Origin of the sequence: Neisseria sp. S1 (assembly GCF_048060015.1) — a bacterium.
In the GTDB taxonomy this organism is placed as follows: Bacteria; Pseudomonadota; Gammaproteobacteria; order Burkholderiales; family Neisseriaceae; genus Neisseria; species Neisseria arctica.
The window spans coordinates 26,974-44,936 of the sequence record NZ_JBLUPI010000001.1 but is presented as its reverse complement, the minus strand read 5'-3'; the positions used below and the strand labels follow the sequence as shown (position 1 = coordinate 44,936).

At 45.9% G+C, this 17,963-nt stretch carries 18 protein-coding genes; 1 reads left to right on the top strand and 17 read right to left on the bottom strand.

Annotation, left to right across the window (positions count from 1 at the left end; translation table 11 throughout):
- Positions 1-13: 13 nt before the first annotated feature.
- The 17 genes from ACEPPX_RS00240 to ACEPPX_RS00160 form a co-directional block, all read right to left on the bottom strand.
- Positions 14-2,521, bottom strand: coding sequence for a TraC family protein (locus ACEPPX_RS00240; RefSeq protein WP_416622462.1), 2,508 nt, complete (start codon positions 2,519-2,521; stop codon positions 14-16).
- A gap of 65 nt (positions 2,522-2,586) precedes the next feature.
- The gene (locus tag ACEPPX_RS00235) at positions 2,587-3,003 is read right to left on the bottom strand and encodes a single-stranded DNA-binding protein (protein ID WP_416622461.1); all 417 of its coding nucleotides are present in this window, start codon (positions 3,001-3,003) and stop codon (positions 2,587-2,589) included.
- Between the two features lie 254 nt (positions 3,004-3,257).
- Complete coding sequence (locus tag ACEPPX_RS00230) at positions 3,258-3,809, bottom strand: hypothetical protein (RefSeq protein WP_416622460.1); 552 nt, start codon at positions 3,807-3,809, stop codon at positions 3,258-3,260.
- A 240-nt stretch (positions 3,810-4,049) separates the two neighbouring features.
- Positions 4,050-5,189 (bottom strand): AcaB family transcriptional regulator, encoded by a 1,140-nt coding sequence (locus ACEPPX_RS00225; RefSeq protein WP_416622459.1) that lies wholly within the window; start codon positions 5,187-5,189, stop codon positions 4,050-4,052.
- A 521-nt stretch (positions 5,190-5,710) separates the two neighbouring features.
- On the bottom strand, positions 5,711-7,228 hold the full coding sequence (locus ACEPPX_RS00220; protein ID WP_416622458.1) for a hypothetical protein: 1,518 nt from the start codon (positions 7,226-7,228) through the stop codon (positions 5,711-5,713).
- 9 nt (positions 7,229-7,237) lie between these two features.
- Entirely contained in the window at positions 7,238-7,981 is a 744-nt protein-coding gene (locus ACEPPX_RS00215) for a hypothetical protein (protein WP_416622457.1), read from the bottom strand.
- Positions 7,978-8,622, bottom strand: a complete 645-nt coding sequence (locus ACEPPX_RS00210) for an STY4526/YPO1902 family pathogenicity island replication protein (RefSeq protein WP_416622456.1) — start codon at positions 8,620-8,622, stop codon at positions 7,978-7,980. Before ACEPPX_RS00210 ends, ACEPPX_RS00215 begins: the two co-directional genes overlap by 4 nt.
- A 15-nt stretch (positions 8,623-8,637) precedes the next feature.
- Entirely contained in the window at positions 8,638-10,302 is a 1,665-nt protein-coding gene (locus tag ACEPPX_RS00205; protein WP_416622455.1) for a ParB N-terminal domain-containing protein, read from the bottom strand.
- A gap of 2 nt (positions 10,303-10,304) precedes the next feature.
- On the bottom strand, positions 10,305-11,216 hold the full coding sequence (locus ACEPPX_RS00200; protein ID WP_416622454.1) for a ParA family protein: 912 nt from the start codon (positions 11,214-11,216) through the stop codon (positions 10,305-10,307).
- A gap of 494 nt (positions 11,217-11,710) precedes the next feature.
- Positions 11,711-12,847 (bottom strand): zonular occludens toxin domain-containing protein, encoded by a 1,137-nt coding sequence (locus tag ACEPPX_RS00195; RefSeq protein ID WP_416622453.1) that lies wholly within the window; start codon positions 12,845-12,847, stop codon positions 11,711-11,713.
- A 4-nt stretch (positions 12,848-12,851) separates the two neighbouring features.
- Complete coding sequence (locus ACEPPX_RS00190) at positions 12,852-13,139, bottom strand: DUF2523 domain-containing protein (protein ID WP_416622452.1); 288 nt, start codon at positions 13,137-13,139, stop codon at positions 12,852-12,854.
- A 2-nt stretch (positions 13,140-13,141) separates the two neighbouring features.
- Positions 13,142-14,686 carry an IgG-binding virulence factor TspB family protein gene (locus ACEPPX_RS00185; protein WP_416622451.1) on the bottom strand — a complete coding sequence of 515 codons (1,545 nt, stop codon included), beginning with the start codon at positions 14,684-14,686 and terminating at the stop codon, positions 13,142-13,144.
- Positions 14,687-14,760: 74 nt separating this feature from the next.
- Positions 14,761-15,036 carry a hypothetical protein gene (locus tag ACEPPX_RS00180; protein ID WP_416622450.1) on the bottom strand — a complete coding sequence of 92 codons (276 nt, stop codon included), beginning with the start codon at positions 15,034-15,036 and terminating at the stop codon, positions 14,761-14,763.
- A gap of 11 nt (positions 15,037-15,047) precedes the next feature.
- Positions 15,048-15,263, bottom strand: coding sequence for a major capsid protein (locus ACEPPX_RS00175; protein WP_416622449.1), 216 nt, complete (start codon positions 15,261-15,263; stop codon positions 15,048-15,050).
- Positions 15,264-15,329: 66 nt separating this feature from the next.
- Positions 15,330-15,641: a hypothetical protein gene (locus ACEPPX_RS00170; RefSeq protein WP_416622448.1), complete on the bottom strand. Its 312-nt coding sequence runs from the start codon at positions 15,639-15,641 to the stop codon at positions 15,330-15,332.
- Positions 15,613-17,034 carry a replication initiation factor domain-containing protein gene (locus ACEPPX_RS00165; protein WP_416622447.1) on the bottom strand — a complete coding sequence of 474 codons (1,422 nt, stop codon included), beginning with the start codon at positions 17,032-17,034 and terminating at the stop codon, positions 15,613-15,615. The genes ACEPPX_RS00170 and ACEPPX_RS00165 overlap by 29 nt, the downstream gene beginning before the upstream one ends.
- Positions 17,031-17,240 carry a hypothetical protein gene (locus ACEPPX_RS00160; protein WP_416622446.1) on the bottom strand — a complete coding sequence of 70 codons (210 nt, stop codon included), beginning with the start codon at positions 17,238-17,240 and terminating at the stop codon, positions 17,031-17,033. The genes ACEPPX_RS00165 and ACEPPX_RS00160 overlap by 4 nt, the downstream gene beginning before the upstream one ends.
- 145 nt (positions 17,241-17,385) lie before the next feature.
- Here ACEPPX_RS00160 and ACEPPX_RS00155 point away from each other — a divergent pair, with 145 nt between their 5' ends.
- The gene (locus tag ACEPPX_RS00155; RefSeq protein ID WP_416622445.1) at positions 17,386-17,568 is read left to right on the top strand and encodes a hypothetical protein; all 183 of its coding nucleotides are present in this window, start codon (positions 17,386-17,388) and stop codon (positions 17,566-17,568) included.
- The last annotated feature ends 395 nt before the right edge of the window (positions 17,569-17,963 follow it).

Here is a 17,963-nt window from a genome sequence, read left to right as displayed (position 1 = left end):
CAAATCCTTTGTCTTAATCGTATGTACCGTCGCCATAACGGTTCCAAGCTTCACGGTGAATCAGGTCCGCTACTTTTTCCCCTGCACGGATGCGGTTTTTCAAATCAGTAAAGAATGCACCTTCGGTACTGAACAGAACGCGGTTGAAAGGAGTTTCGATCAGACGTACGATACCGGCGGTTTCTTCGCCCGAAATCAAAACAAACTCACCATATTCGCCTTTTACCGTATGGATTTTCTGTAACAGGCTCGAAACGTAGGGCGAAGGTTTGAACCATCCTTCCCGTGCTGCCTGTTCCAGCGAATCACCGGTTTGGCGAAACATGAATTTGGTGTAAGTCGAACCCATAATGTCGTAACCGAATTTGGTGGCAAATACCTGGTTGAAGGTTTGGCCAACCACCCAAACACCACCATCCTCCTTGCGCACCTTGGAACACAGTTGTCCTACCCATTGCGCAAACGGTGCGTCTTTCAATAAATCACCGCATTCTTCCAGCCACAGCAGCCGTTTGCGACCATCATGTTTCATAAACATTTCCTGGCTGATGCCGGTAGCCGTCATCATCAGGACAACATCGTGCAGATGGCGGTTGGTTGCCAGACCGGACATTTCCAACACTGTCCAGTCTGCTTCGGTACGCAGGTTGTTTTTACCTCTGAACCAGCGTCCCATGCTGCCGGTAGAGCCGAAAGGCATCAGCAGCATGGCCAACTCATGCTGTTTGCCGCTCATGTGGCCGTTTTGTGCCTGCAAATACTGGATTACATCGGTTACTTCGGCATCATTGGCCTTAGCAGTAAACACAGACTGGATGGCTTCCATCAGCAATGCACTTTCCAAATCATCCAAACCTTCAGTCGGTTTGGCCATCTTCCCGAAAATCGGAATCAGGATTTCCATCTCACGTTCGATGTCACTGATGCGGGTAAATGGGTTCAGGCAGATGTCTGAATTCGGATGAAAGTCGATAACCTGTGCACCGGCGATTTGTGCGGCCGCCACATAACTCATGCCTCTGTCGATGGTCCAAACCTTCGTACCCAGCGACAGCTCATCCTGAATCATACGCTGCGACAATACCGATTTACCCTGGCCGGGCTGTCCCAGAATCAGGCCGTTATAGTTGGAGTTCTTAGGATCGAAAATACCGAAACGGAACGGTTTGCCTCGACGAGTAGTGAACAGGTTACGGTTACCAAAGCCACGCCACTCATCCATTACCGGCAGCAGGTGTGCAGCCAGCTTGGTCGGCATGGTTTTAAAACGGAATGTCCGTTTGATGCTCTCCGGCGACGCATTCATCGGCAATGTATTGAAGAAGCTGACAGCCGGTAATAACCGTTCCTGACGCATCAAAAAACCGTTGCTGCGGAAATAGGCCGCCATGCGTGCCAAACTTTCGCGTATCTGTCGGCGGGAATGATGGAACAGTGAATAAGTCGTGCAGACCTCGACCATTTGTCCGCCTTTAGTGGTTTCTTCCTGTATCATTTTGAAACCGGCGAGACGGCGGCGCAGACGCGGGGAAATATTCAACGCCCCTGGTACTTTGGCTGCACGCTCCGTCATCAAGTGGTCGGAACTGACTTTGCTGCGTTTTTTGTCCTGATTCGGAAAATGAATCGTGGTTTGGAACATATACGGCATACCCGGCTGTGGACCGCTGCCGCCAGGATGACCAATCAGGTCAATCATCCGCGACATATGCCAGGGCTTCTCCTGAGTCGGGTAACGGTCAATGGTCAGAATACCGACATTTTGATTTTTACCGTCGTGCGAAAAGCCCTTACACAGCAACATCCCTTGTCGGAACATTCCCCAATCAACCGATGTACCCGGCGGAAACAGCTGTACGTTCAGCGGCATTTCTTCATCAATACCACCATCCCATTTACCTTCCATATCGAATGGTCGGCGCAGAATCGCCAGCGCCTCAGAACGGTCTGCCAGGCGGATATTGAGTCCGGCCGTTCTTAACTGGCTCAGACACTGGCTGTACAGTCGTTTGAACTCCTCGCATTCCTTCATGAATTTACGATAGTCCTCTTCCGAACCGTCTAAAGGGCGTTTGGTTTTAAGCGGGATTTTGAGCGTCCAAGTACATATCGGCTGCAGTATTTTGGTATCACTACCATGCAGCAGCTTACGTTTGGTTCCTGTACGCAGGTACTCGGCACGTCCGGCTACGGCTTCCTTGGCCAAAGTGACCGATTCGTCGCCGGAAGCACCCAGTCGTTCAGATTCATAACGGCCGGTTACATCATCGATGTCGGGGATACCGAAATTGTGAAAAGACATCAACGTACCTGCCGGATATTGGATTTCCAGCAGATCATCGAAGGAATTACCCATCCCCTCATTCCAGCCGGGAAGCGGCTCGAACACCCCCATGGTTGCAATCGCATTTTCGTTTTCGTAATAGAAAATGCCGTCCGTATCATCGCCGGCAATCAGACTGACAAACTGACGGCCGCCGTCGCGGTTGCGGTTGATTTCAAAAATATCGGGTTTAGACATGTTTGCCCCAAAGTGAGAATAGCCTGGGGCGGCAGGAGGCCGCCCTTATTCCGTATAACCGGGAATTAGAACGGCGAATCATCCGTTTCCGAATCATTCGGACGAGGAGGACGCAAAGTGACAGATTCGATGCGGCTCGAATCCAAATTGAGGTAAATATCTTCTACACGGATTTTACGGGTACGGTGAACCACACCGTCTTTCTCGTAAGAACCGATGCTTTCGCGGCCGGTAATCGTCACCGGCAGACCCTTGACCAGAATACTGGCCAAATGCTCGGCACGGCGCTCCCAGTATTCGCATTCGACCCATTCTGTATGGCCTGCGACATAACGGCGCTCGCCTGATGAATTATCAGGACGGTATTCGGTAGAGGCGATAGAAAAATTCAGTACGATGGCTTCTTCGTCGCCGGAACGTTGGATTTTTTTGAGAGTAATGTTTTGACCGAGATTACCTCGGATTTTCAAATCAATAGACATAGCAGGCATTCCTTACGGATTGCCTGTGTTTTGAATGCGGCAGAACGAAAATTCTGCCAATAAAGATGGGGGTAAAATGGAATTTACTCCCACATTTTTTATTTGTCAATAGGTTTTGTGAAAATTTTACGAACGGTCATTTTAGTACCCAAGCGATTGAAAGCAAATAAAATAAGTATACTATACTGCCACAGGTTTTACCCCTAGGAACAACATCAGGGGTATTCACCCCCTGAACACCTCCGGTTTCTGCCTCAGTATCCGGGCAGGTCTTCTTCAATCGGGTTGTAACGTACCCTGTCGGGCAGCATCTTTTTTTCAAAACCACTCAAAGCCAACGCTGCCTCAATTTCTACTTTCATGTCGTATAGTTGCCTCAGCCGGAATACCAACAACCCCGCACGGTGGAAATAGTCTTTCATGGCAAAATGCACTTGGAAGTGGATCATGATTTCATCGAACGATGCGTTCTTCTTTTGCAGCAATTCGAAAACCTGTTCCCATTCGTTGAGATTTTGCCCTCGATACAGAAAACACACATAGGGAATGTGGTATTCGTCCCGGGGATAATGCGGCAGGTTTTTACCCATGCCGTAGTTCCTACGGGAACGAACCCCTAAAAACAAAATACCCTGTTCCCGCATTTCCTTGACTTCTGTGGCAAACACCTTTGCATCCATGGTCAGCTCACGCCATTCCATTTCAAACCGGCGTATTTGCCCATCCACGGCATCAATGCCCTTAATACGTTTCAAACTGTCGAAACACCCGTATAGCGTATCCGCAGTTATATCTTGTCGTTCCATACTATCCACTTGCCGGTTAATGATTTCCAATCAGCCCACGGTATTGCCATGACGGAAATGTCTGCAACGCATACGCTGTATCCGCGGACAGGGTGTGCATAGTATGCACAGTCTCGGTAATCGGTTTCAGGTGTTCACAGTGTGAACAGCATTTTGCCGCAGTTTCGCTCCCTTACCCTTAAAAGTCTTTTAGTGTGCGGACTTTAATGACACGGGTTTTCCACCGAAGAAAATTCACTTTTATGCTTCTTCCCCGACAGCCAAAAGTCCGTATTGCGTCGCATAAGCCGTCATTTTTTCCAAATCGGCAGCCGAGAACGGAGATCGCAGGAAAATATACTGCGGTACGGTCTCATAGACCAACACGTTACGTGGAATAGGATCAACCGCCTTCTCATCAATCACCGTTTTCAGACGTTTGCCCAGCGAACCGCCTTCATCATTCAGGAAATCGTGACGGGAAAGGTTTTTAATCTTGCGCATTTTCATCGTAACCAAGTACAGATTTTGGTTCAGCCGTCTGATATGCGAACCGCCCTCACGGATGATTTTGTTACATACTGAGTTTTCCAACAGACCTTTCAACATCAGTGTTTTGGCTAGACGGATATACAGGTCGTATGCCGTCAGCAGTTGGACTAGACTGAAGCCGTAACCACGAATATGGCCGACAGGGATACTGACCGGTTTCTCGTTCTCAACCACACCGATATGGATGCCGGACGTATTGACCCGTTCCACCAACAAACGCATTTTGTCGGTTTCGGTCTTCAAAAAAGTAGCCGTCTGAGACAACTCGTGTTCGAACCGAATCAGTGCGGCATGAGCAAACGGATTACCGTCTTGGGTCATTTTAATCAGCTCAGCCGTCAATGCCATTACATAACGGATACCCGGCCAGCGTTCGCGGATACGGTTCTTATCATTCATCCCCTCCCATGCACGTACTGCCTGTTTGGTATGCAGCAACACATAGTCCTGTTGGACATCACGCAGTTTGCCGATACTGTCGAACTTGGAATCCGCGCTCATAAAAATTTCGATGTCTTCCAAAGAAGTGGCACCGGCATTTTTAAAAAACGGATTGAGGCTGGCAGCCCCCATACGAGGGGCGAGACGGTTGTCTCGGATATATTTTTGAAGCAACTGCCTGTGGCTGGAGAATTGGCGTACCGCCTCATATTCGGGGTTATCCTTCGGAACGCTGAAAATATTGACCTGATGGACACCGCCAAACAAATCGCTTAACCGCTTTTCTTCGCCGTTATAGTCATACCCGTTGGAGAAGAACGACTGCTTGACCGTGGGTATTTTCTGAGACCATTCGGGTGGTGTTGGAATGGCGAAAGGCGGAATAACGATACGGTGTTTTGCACTCATGAAAAAGCTCCTCGGGTTAAGTAGATGAACTGGTCGGATTTTTGAGCCAGTCTCGGTAATTGGTTTCAGGTGTGCATAGTATGCACAGTCTCGGTAATTGGTTTCAGGTGTGCATAGTATGCACAGTCTCGGTAATTGGTTTCAGGTGTGCATAGTATGCACAGTCTCGGTAATTGGTTTCAGGTGTGCATAGTATGCACAGTCTCGGTAATTGGTTTCAGGTGTGCATAGTATGCACAGTCTCGGTAATTGGTTTCAGGTGTGCATAGTATGCACAGTCTCGGTAATTGGTTTCAGGTGTGCATAGTATGCACAGTCTCGGTAATTGGTTTCAGGTGTGCATAGTATGCACAGTCTCGGTAATTGGTTTCAGGTGTGCATAGTATTTTGCCGCAGTTTCGCTCCCTTACCCTTAAAAGCCTTTTAGTGTGTGGACTTTAATTACACAGATAGCTGATATATCGAAATCTTGCTTAACCAGCCTCTGAAACGTGGATTTTCACTATCGGAGGCTCATGGTTTTAACGGGTACACTTCTGTTTCAGCATATTCTGCATGTCGGCAATGACTTTTCTACCAGAATCTTTTTCTTTCGGGGTTTCAGGCGGCGCTACTGTTTCCGGCAATACTCGGTTGGCTGTCATGCGTGCTGCTTCAATTCGCATGTTTCTCACAATGGATGCAAATGAGCAGGTTAAGCCTTCGGGACTGGCAGCCTGTTTGCACAAGTGTGTCAGTAAGCCTAGGGGACTGTTGACGGGTTTAACCTGACCAGCAATCTCATCAAGAATTTCCTGATATTGGTCGTGACTGCCATTGGGAAAGAACTTTTCAAAGACGTGTCGGCAGTCTGTTTTCAATTTGGACAGCTTGGAAGGGTATACCAAACCGTCAAAACGGATGTCTGTATCCCCATTGTAAGGAACAGGAGTATCGACCACTACCACATCATATTTCTGTGAAGTTCCAGTACCGGTGTTTGTTGTAGTTGTAAGATCCTCCGTAGGAGGATTGTTGTAATTATTACTATATATATTTTGCCGATTCGTCACTTCTGACTTTCCCAAATCGTCACTTCTAAACTTCTGACTTTCTCCTTTTGTTACTTCCGAGTTTTCCAATTTGTTACTTCTAATGTTTTTCAATGACTTATCTTGATTTTCGGGTGTATCTTCCGAATTTTTCGATTTGTCACTTCCCAAACCCTGTTCCGTTTGCGTTTTGCGTGCTGCCAATACGCCCAAACGCATTTCCGGCTTCTGGGTGAGACTGATTTTTTCTTCCAGCATGGCCATCAGACGTGCGCCATTGATGTGGCTGAAGATACGGGCGTTCTGCTCGTAATGCTTTTCTACCAACAGACCGGCATTCTTTAACATGGTTCGGGTACGTTGCTGCGGTTTGTAGCCTAGCATGGTAGCCTCTTCCCATTCTTTGATGGTGGCCGAGTAATACAGACGACGCATCATAAAGGGGTTGTTTAGATTTGCGTGACGGGCGCTTTGGTGCAGGGCGTTCGACAGGATAACGGCCGCATGGATGTCGCCGGTCAGCCATACCAAGTCTAGGTGGTACACGATGGAATCACTGAAATAGTCGCGGATAAAACCCAGCTCCTGTTTGCGCCATTCTTCGATGGTCAGTTGGGTTACATCCGCCAAACCGAAAGATTTGCAGATGGCTTCCGACAGAGCCTTCAAATTCACACGCACGGCCAAACGCGCACCCTGGCCGATACGGGCAACCTGAATCAGGTTGAGTTCGACCAGTTTGTCTTTGCACAAACCCTGTTCGCGTTTAGTCAGGCCAGTTTCTTCTTCCGTTTCGGCAATGGATTTGAATATCCAGCCGTCACGGATTTCGACATTGATACCGACCCGCAGCCAGTACAATAATTGAGACAGATAGGCGGCAGTTTTAAGGCTGCCGGTAATCTGTATCAGGCTGCGGTGTACCACGATGCGGCGGCCTGACTGCAAACGGCGCCAGCAGGCAACAAGATTGCCGTTGAACTCTTTCGGAGGGAGCAGTTCGTTCATCATGCCTCCCTATACCTGCGGGTTATGCAGATACTGCCATGACAGATCCGCCATGGCTTTATGGTTTAGGCGGAATACGGTCAGCTCGTAAAAAGGGTGGCGGCCCGCTTCTAATAATCCAGCTTTGGCTAAAGCCTTCATGGAACGGTGCTGTTCTGCCTCATTCAATATGGACATGGCCTTTACCTGTGCTTCGGTATAGAGAATCCATTCGCTGAAATCGCCGCGTTTGTCCGGTGTCTGGTAGCGTTGTTGTGCCTGCACCATAAAATAAAACAGCACATCATTGATTTTGAAGCCGGATTGCAGCATGGCTGCCGCACACAGCCGGTCAACCGGAACGGAAGGCATCATGCTGTATGTACTGTCACCGCGCAAAGCGTTATCCTGTTCGCGCAAAGCATCGGAGAAGTGCTTCTCGTTCAAGCTGTACACAGTATGCACACCAGAACGTTCGGACAGCAGGAAGCCATGCTGTTTCAACAGACGGCGCACGTTGTGCCAACGGTGTTTACTGAAGCCCAATCCGTCGCGCATATCGACATCGCTGATTGGGACCGATTGATTGTAAGGGCAGCTGCGGACCATCCATGACAAAAAGTAACCGGCATAGCTATCTCCAGCCAACTGACCGTAAGCGGGGACGTACAGTACCGGCTCCTCCATCAGGGAACCCAGTACGCTGGTAATGACCTGGTTCTGTTCGATTTCCGCCAGTTCGGGATACTCGTACAGGCTTAATACATTGTTCATTTCAGATACTCCGAGATGGCAGTATTCAACTGGGAAAGGTCGTAGTCGGGAAAGGCTTTGTGCAGCAGTTGGTAGCGCGTATAACTATCTTTCTCCTGTTCGCACAATTTCTCCCAGTAAGCTGCAACCGTCAGTTGCTCTTCCAGCTCCAGTGTTTTACGGCGGCCGACCGCTACTGGCAGATTCATTTCCGCACGTAGTTTCTTAATGTCGGCCGAAGCCAGCATTGCACACATATTCAGAATCATGGTATTGCTCGCACCATGGGCAACCAGCCACTCGCATTGCTGCATTTGGCGTTGGCGCTTCTCATTCTGTTCGCGCTCGATACGCATGATTTCCTGTAAAGTGTTCAGGTCAATACGGACTTCCAATACCCCTGCCAGGCGTTCAGCAATCGTGCCGACTTGTTCCGCTGTCAGTTTGCTCAGATATTCGAATACCTCAGCGTATTTACCGATCATCACGGAATTGGTTATGCGCTCCTGCTTGCACGGCGAACCGGCAGCAAGGATATTCAGAATCTGTGCATAGAGTAGGGCGTTTTTGCCCGTCAAACGCATCTTGTAGGTATCTGCAGCCGGTATCACGACAGGTTGGCGGCGTGCTGTACTTCTCAACATTCTCCATTCGGGAAACATACTCCGTCCTCCTCATCAAACCGGTTTGAACACATCCATTTTAGGCCAGCCGCAATGGTGTGCATTGATAACCGCCTGCAGATATTCGAACAACAGTGGCGACAATTCTTCATCGCCCGTCATCAGGTAATAGACGTTCAGATTCAGATTGTCGAAACCGCCGGCACCCAAGGTGTATTCGACCACATTTTTAAATAATTCTGGATCGCGGTAAGCAGCCGCCAGTACGGGATGCCTGCGTTCGTTTGCCAAAAACGGATTGTATTTTTGCAGCATATCGGGCGAACCGAACAGTTCTGATTCGCTGCTGGTCTGCCACAAATAGCCGAATACGATTGAGGCACGCGGATGACGAATGTTCAGACTGCCGTTTATCAACAGGTTGCCGCGCCATTCGTCACTGGAGAAGTCCGGCAAATCCAGCATATAGCCGTAAGGCATTTTATCGTCAAATATCAGGAAATCACGGATATTGGCTGCATTTACCAGGTTAATCACAGCAGTATGCAGAGCTTTGATTGCCTGATTTTCATCTAAGGCTACTGCTGCGGCAGCCGAAGGCAGGGTTATGGGATTACGGGCAGAATCGGAAGTAGGGGATTCGGCCGCAGATTGAAGAAGAGGGGGGTTACTGGTTTCAATTTCGCGTATGAATGCCTTGGAATGCGGTTTGACCACATTCCAAGTCACGCTGTCGCTCTGCACATCAGGCGTTGCTGTCATTTTCGCTTTGTCCTGTGGATCAGAATCGGAATCTGTTCCAGTTTCGGCGGCGGAAGTCGCGCCATGACCGCTTGGGGAAGCTGTCCCAGTTGCCTGTTTGATGCCGTAAACGGCTTCAAACTGCTGTTGCAGATATGCTTGAAGCGCCGGAACATCGAGTTCCGTCTCTTCAATATGGTCGCTGTGCCATGTATCTAACGTCGCCTCCCAAAAGTCGACAAACGCTGCCCCAGTTTCATCCTCAGGAGCAAGCTGTCCCAGTAATTCGTTGTATTGTTTGCGGATGGCTGAACTTTTAGGCAAAGAAAGAGCATTGCAGAACTTACCTAACGCACTCAGGTTGTCTGTGGCGAAGAAATAGAGTGAAAGGGCGCTTAAAGATGTAGCCAAACCACGCTGAGTAAACTCATCCACCAACTTACGCAAACCCAAGGTTTCAGCGGATTTTTCCTGCAACATATCGCGAATTTCCGCATACGCGCAGGCTTTGTCCCAAAAAACCATGTCCGCACGCTGTTCGTTTTCAATCAGGTGGGCGATTTGGATGTCTTCGTCGTTGGTGTATTCGATGTAGATGCACGGAATGCTCGCAAAACGGGCATCGCCAGTTTCCTCATACAGTTCTTTGACGATTTTAAGGCGCGTATTACCGCCTTGTGCCAGTATGTATTTGCCGGACTCGGGACGACGGGTCACATGCACGGGATGCTGCACGCCCGATGCGCAGATAGAGGCTTTGATTTGTCCGTACAACTCCTCGTCATGTTGGCGACGGGGATTTTTGTCGAAAAAATCAATGTCGTTAACCGATAGATTGAGAAACATGCCCGGCATATTTTGTGGGGCGGTATTCAGATTCATACCGGTTTGGGTCGGATTGGCAACGAGCAGGCTGGAATTGACCAAGTCGCCCGTCAGTTTCCGAGTCGGTCTGATGGGTTGGTTGCCGTTAGACATGATTATTCTCCCGCTGTATCGGTTTTAGGCTCTTCTGTACCGTATTCGCTGTACAAGTCGGCCATATTATTGAAGAAAGTGCCTTTCAATTGCTGATCTTTAATCGGTGGGAAAAGCTCATAAACGAGAGAAGTCATTACTGAGAGTGCAGATTCGGACTTGCCTGCGTGTTCGCGCTCGTGGCAATGTACCGGAATCCGATAGGTAGAGGCTTCCAAATAGGCTTTGGCATACGGAATCACCGTATTTAGAATCTGATTTTTACCGTCAATGGAAGTATTGAACTCGGCTTTGATTTCATCGGCAATCAGACGGGCATTACGCGAACGGTCTTGCGCGTAAATCAAGGCACGCAGAGGCGGAACGTCTAAGTTGATGGCCGAACCGAGGCTGAGGCGTTCCAGCAGACCCAATGTACCTTTCAGAAACTCGCGCGTACTGAGTGCACTCGGATTGATTGGGCTGAGGAGCATGGTTGAAGCATAGACAACAGCATCCTGAACAGGACCGACAGCTCCTTGGGTGTCGATAATAACAATATCGTAATTTGTCTGAATGAACGGATGAACCAGCTTCGAACGCAGCAAAACAGCGCGGTCGATGCGGTTTTGGACATTAATACGGACATCATCCGACAGATTATTTGACAGGATAATGTCCAAATTCGGATAAACCGTATTGGAAACGGTAGATGAAATGGTATTTTCGGAATTGTCTCCCAAAAGCAACTCGACAATACCGTTCGGTGCAACGTAATGCAGCGGATAGTATTTGCTCAAAGATGCTTGAGGGTCGGCATCAATCATTAATACACGGAAGCCCATATCGGCAAGCATACCGCCGATGTTTGAAGTAACAGTTGTTTTTCCTGTTCCACCTTTGGTTCCCACGATTCCAAGAGTCGTAATAGGCATAGGATGTAACCTTTGTAAAATTGCGTTAAAAATAAGCCTATACCGTATATCTTGACTGTTTTAAGCCACTTTGAACGCCGACTTAGAGATTTTACTAAAGGCAGCATTCTTTTATTCGCATAATTTACGGTTAGGTTAAATTTAACCTTTTTTTGCCCTCGGCGACGTTCGCCACGTGGCAGGGGGGGCAGGTAAGAAACGCACCTGCCCCCCTTTGCCAAGCGTGATTTGCTCTATTTGATTATCAAGTGGGTATTCATAAAGACGGCGGCAAAAACGATCCGCCGTCTTTACAAAGCTTCCCACTTGACAATCAACTAGAGCAGATCAATACGACCAGAAATAAACAACTCAAAAATTGTTAAGGAATACCAAAAAAAATTAACGACAGAAAGCGAAATCCTAGAAAAACAACCGCGAGTAATGCAAAAGAAAAAAATAAGATAAAAAAACCAAAAAACAGGAGTAATCAGCATAAAAAAACCTCTAATAAATTATTGGGCAGACGGAGCAGCAGAATAATCAGGCTGCGCAAGTGTCAACTTATCTTGACCGCCGAAAGAGGATACAGAGGCAGCAGGTGAGACGGCGGAGCCGTTAGAAAATTGCTGCCGAGCCGGCGAATCGTCAAGATAAGGATTAAATGGCAGACCGTTAACGGCATAGTCTCGACACATTGCGTCATTAACCTCTTTAAGAGGCGTTGCCTGATCACTATAACAAGTACAACCCGACTCGCCACCAAGAATACAAGCGGCTAAACGCTCAAACGTTTTAACTTGGCGGACTTGATTATAAATAGGCTTTGATTCAGGCTTTTCGGCCAAAGTAGGCACAAAATCAACAGGCTTTAAGTCAGCATCAAAAGATGCTGAAGAAGTATCCTGCTGATTTTGGACAGCAGCCGCCGTATCCAAATTAGACGGCTGTTCAACAGCCGAGACAACAGGAGGGGATACGGCGGCAGAATAAGATTGATAAACGCCGTAAGCCTTCCAAAGAAGAAAAGGCAAAATAACAAAGAGCGCTATAAGCGGCTTAGGAATATTTTTCTTAAATTTCTGATGCTGGCTAGATGATTTATAGTATTGGAAAGCGGCCTTAGGCGGCTTCCAAGAAGAAGACTCAGTACCGGACAAACCGGCAGGATTATCAAGAGAAGTAACACATTTATACCACCAGTATTGCTTCATACCAATGGATTTTCTCTCCAGGTGAATATGCTTGGAAACCAAGTTACGAACAAACACGTCAAGCTGACTAGGATGCTGGGTCATCAAAATAACAGTATGGCCATGATGCCTTAATTCTGTTAATTCTTGGATATAAGGCGGAACAGGGCGACCGGCAGGACGGACGGGATAACAATAATGCGCTTCGTCTACTATTAAAATAGCACCCTCGGGCACAACATCACGAAGAGGAGCCGCCTGAATCTCTTCTTCTGTCAGCTCATGCGCTTTAAATTTTTTCTTATCGAGTCCGTCGATATGACAAAAATATAAAGGCCGATCAACGACAGCACCATCTCCGAGCGTCATTTTAAACAAGCCGTCCTCATTGGTAAGAATCATATTCACAACACGGCTTGTTTTCCCAGTACCCATATTACCAGTAATTAAATAAATCATAGAATCAACCTTTAGGCAGAATGAAAGTTAATTTATTCAGCGCAACAATTGAAATGTGAAAAGCAAATGCGCCGAATAAATAGCCTAAACCTTGACCGAATCCAGCGATTAAAAGCAAATTAAGGGCATCTGATGGCATCTGATTAATAGCACTGGATAAATAAGATTTAAATTTATCTAGTGCTATTAAATATCCGGCATAAGTTACAAAACTCATGCCAGTGGCAAGAACAATCCTAATAATTAAAAGCTTAAGCAAAATGCCAATTAAAGGTATTAAAGCAACAGGCATCATCATCTCCTTAAACTAGAAAAAGCAACATAAGCGGACGCAATAATAAAAGCAATTAAAACCGCGAATCTGACCCTAGATGCAAATTCACAAAAAGGCTCATAAGAAACATTAAAAGGCTTACCCAAAACAGAAAAACTCAACGGCTGCGGACAAACGCCGTTAGCAGGTAAAAAGTCATCAGAAGACCAAGTAGTTTCATCAGTAACGTGCGGAATTTTTATACCGTCAAATAAAGATTCATCAGGTTCGCCCATCTTTTCACAGGCAAGAATATCGGGGAAAACCTTACATAGAAGACCAGTACCATCAGGCGGCGGCGGATCATCTGACTGGCCGTCTGATTGGCCGTCTGATTGGCCGTCTGATTGGCCGTCTGATTGGCCGTCTGATTGGCCGTCTGATTGGCCGTCTGATTGGCTGCCTGATTGGCTGCCTGATTGGCTGCCCGATTGGCTGCCTGAAGATGGAGCAGGTGCTTCGGGTGAATTAGGCCTTAAATCAGGACGGGGAACATCATTTGCGGAAACAGTTGTTTCACCATTTAAATTTTTAAAAGTCCAAGTTGTTTGAGTAGGTTGACCATTGGAATTAGTGTAAGGATTTGAATAGGCTGAAACGCCATCCATAACCCAAACACCTGAATAAGACTCACCAGGAACATTACCACCAGCATCGGCGGTTAAATTAACATATTGAGTAGGATTGCCGTCCACAACAGGGCCGACAATCTGGTCAAATTGTTCTTGAGTAATCGGCGTCGCACCCTTAAAAACTTGTATGGAGCCAACATAAACATGTTGTTTTGAATTTCCTAATTCACCCTTGGAAACACAACCATTAAACCAACTAGCATCATAGTCAGATGATATCTTTCGACAAACGTCTTGTAATGTTTTAGGAGATGAAGTCGGAGTAATAATTACCAACTTGCGGCCTGAATCAAGTAAATATTGAGCAACTTTATCCTGGAAATAAGGCTTTTTAATACCAGCCCGATCAAGTTCTAAATCGTTGACTGTGCGACGCGTCACATTATTAACACCATCAACCCAAGCGGGGACATAAAAATAAATAATAACCTTAGATCCATCGTCAGGCTGAATAAAGGTACCATGCTCTTGGCTATAAACCCAACCTTGATCAGCAAGATAAGGAGATAAAAGGTTATAGGCCATGTGGGCATTCATGACGAGACCAACAGGACCAGCAAAACGACCTGCGACCTTCCCGCCCTGTTTGGCCAGATTCAACAAATTAGCCCACACGACTTTTTTCGGCACTTTATATTTAACAGTTACAGGAACTTGATTAGCGGTGTTGATTTTGCGCTCAAGATCACGGCCAAAAGCCGCAATATCTTTAGAGCCGTCATATTGATGGCTATAACCGCCGCCGATATCTTTCCAAACACGAATACCATTTCGGTTATAGTCAGTAACGACATAGCCTAATTTGCCAGTCATAGGATTTATTTGTAGCTCGCTAGCAAATAAATAAGATGAAAAAAAAAGGCCAAAACAGCCTAAAAAAATTTTTTTAAACATAAAACCTCAATATTTAAAAAGCATAAAACCAATCAAACAAGGAATTAAAATACCAAGGAAAAAATAAAAATCATTCATTTGAATTGGGAACGAATTAAAGAAACAAAAAACAAAGAAGCCATAAGACCAAAAATCAACCAACCAATTTCGAGACCAGAATTAAAGTTATCTAAAGGATCACAAGCGGGCAAATTAGCCTGAATAGTTTGGCCAGACAACTGCCAGCCAAGGCCGTTATATTCAGGCTTCAAAATCGTGCCATCAGGTTTTATTAAAGGCACTACCAAGCTGAAATAAAGGTTTTCAGCTTGAGACTGCTCTAAACATTTATTACCAACTTGGTAGTACATAAATCACCTGATTACTTGATTTGACGACGCATCAAGGCAAAAACAAACAGAGCGGCTAAAACGCCGATAATCAACCAGCCCACTTCAACGCCATCAGCTTGGGCAGTTGAAATGGCAGTTTTAACGCCTTCGGGCAAAGCCGCATGAGCTTGGGTAGCCAAGGCCAAAGGAGCAGCAAACAAAGCAGCTTTAGCAGCGTAACGACGAGCAACATTTAAGAATTTCATGATTTTCCTTTCGATTTAAACAAAAATTGAAATGCCGCTTTCAAAGGCAAACGGCAAGCCCAAAATTTACTTAGGAGTTACAGGCTTATCGGCCTTGTCCAAAACACGGAGAGCAGATACAACCTTGACAACATTACGACCTTTCTTTTCATCGCGATAAGCAACATCGACCTCACAAGGCAACTTGCCCTTTAAATGAAGCAATTCGGAATGCGTGTCAGCAGTACCGTACTCAAGTTCGATCGAATCAAGACCAAATTCATTTTGGCTAGCGTGATAAATCGGAATATCACAAGTGATACGACAATAGTCATAAGCGATACCGTTATCGGTAGTACCTTTATTCCAATTAACTTTTCGGAGCGTCATTACTGGCATTTTCATTTCCTTTATATTTACGATTTAAGATAAATGACGGCGTAGCATAACGGTCATAAAGATATTCTTCATATGACCGGCGACTAGCAGGCACATCATCGGTTTTGTTTAAATAAGCAAGGCTTTTTAAACGCTTCAAACGCTCATACTCTTCATAAGAGCGATGATTCAGGCGAGGAGCAGAGTCAAGCTCAACCCCTAATTTCTCGATAACCTCATAAGCGGAGTAAGGCAGACGCTTAAATTCATGGATAAATTTAACGTTCAAGCAGTCGCAATCAAATGCGGCAGAAGATAACCGCTTAGGCATTTTGTCCTTACCACCTTTAAGAGCAGCGACAATCTGTTCAGGCGTAAAACCTAAATCCTCCATCATGTTTATTGAGGGCGAGGATTGCATAGAGGCATATTTAAGGACGTGCTCAATGCTCACGTCTTTAGTTTTTTTTACACGTTCAATCTTCTTAGGTGCTTCAGTATGACGAGAAAATAAAATCTCGAAAGCTGGATAAGCCGCAGTCATGTAAGAGCCTGGACTTAAGAGAATATCGTGAGGGATAACAATATCGCGGTTATGCATCTCAACTTCAGCGCGCACCCAGTTAGACGATAAATCACCTAACTGCTTACCCTTTTCATAGATGCGGGCAAAACGAGACGCGTTTTTACGAGAGCCGATATATAGCGTTTTACCAGTGCCGCGATATTCCAACCAATCGCCACCGACACATTCAGCGATCGGCTTCGTATGGCGAGAGGTGTACAAGCCACTTTCCCAATCTTTTAAAGCTTGATTAGGCGTGTATTCACCATCTAAAAAATCATGTGCTAAGTCAATCCGTGTAATACGTGCGCCAGGAGCGCGAGACTGCAAAAATTCATAAAGGCGGCTTTCCCAACCGGAGAGAGCGGCAGTTAAGCCAACACCCGTAAAAAAGAGACAAACAGTATTTTTCTGTTGACGACCACCCATAGCAAAAAAACCGTAGTTTTCAGACTGATTGCCCATCTTGTAACTGATAGCGTAGCCATTACGACCGTTTTGCTGGCAGAACAAACCAAAACCCATAATCTCTTGTATTTCAGCGGACGCATTAGCTGCAATTTCTTCATCGGTTCCGAGCTGGTCGGGCCGAACAAAAACATCTTCGGACATGGTTATAGTCAAAGTGTCGATAAAGGCAGCGGAAGAACTACCTTTTTTTAGTAAGATTTCTTTAGCCTTGCCATTCACCATGACAACGGTTTGGTAGGCTTCGCTAACCAGTCCCCCCGTGTTACTAGCGGGGGGATTATCAAACTGCCTTTCGGCAGTTTCGCGCGTGATGCGCGCCACCGCGCATTCACCGCGCGAATCCGCCGAAAGAGTTTTAATAAAGCCCGAAGAAATCATTTAACCACCTCAACAAAAACACGGTTATCAGTAATGCGACCAGTTGCTAAAAATTCTTTAGCTAAGGAATCGAAGCGCGCCCAGTTAGAAAAATAGATTTTGGCTTTCAGGCGGCCTTTTTCGATTAAATCCATCTTAAAAATAGAACCATAGTCAGAAGCTATCAATCTGCGACCATTTGACCAAATATCGTAATAATGCTTCATAGGACATAATCCGTCTAAGTTTCTAAGAAAATATATTTTGAACGAATTTTAGATATAGAGAATCTAAGTTGTCAAGAAAATATTTACAAAGATTCTAAGATTCTATAATTTTCATAACAAAGACTATCATTGAAAGGAAACAAAAATGCCGAGCAAGCACATACAAGATAAAACTTGGGAAAAGGTCAAAGACGAATTTGTAAAAGCGGTTGTAACAACAAAAGCAGGATTTAAAGAGACAGAAATACTAAATCTGCTAATCTTAAAAGGCATAGAAAACGTGAAAGACGAAGACTACATAAGGCTAGCAATGGAAAAGAAAAAATGACAATAGGAACAATCTCAATAATATTAATGGTAATAGTCGGAATCGTATTTATTTTAAATATTTACGAAACGATCGAAATAGTCAAAACATGCAAAAAAGCAATAAAAGAACTAGAAAAGAGAAAATAGGGCGCATTTGCGAATCTAGCGAAAAAATCGGCAATTATGACAAAATAACCGCTTGGATAAAATCTAAGCGGTTGTTTTCGTTATGCAAAATCAAAACCAGTGGCTAGATATGTACAAAAAAATAGCGTGCATAAGCTCCGACTACAAACTTGCCAAAAAACTCAATACAAGCACGAGCAGAATAAGCCAGATAAGACGTGGACGGCTAAGATTGTCATTTTGCGAGTGCATTATCATAGCAACCGAACTGCGGATAAATCCGCTTGA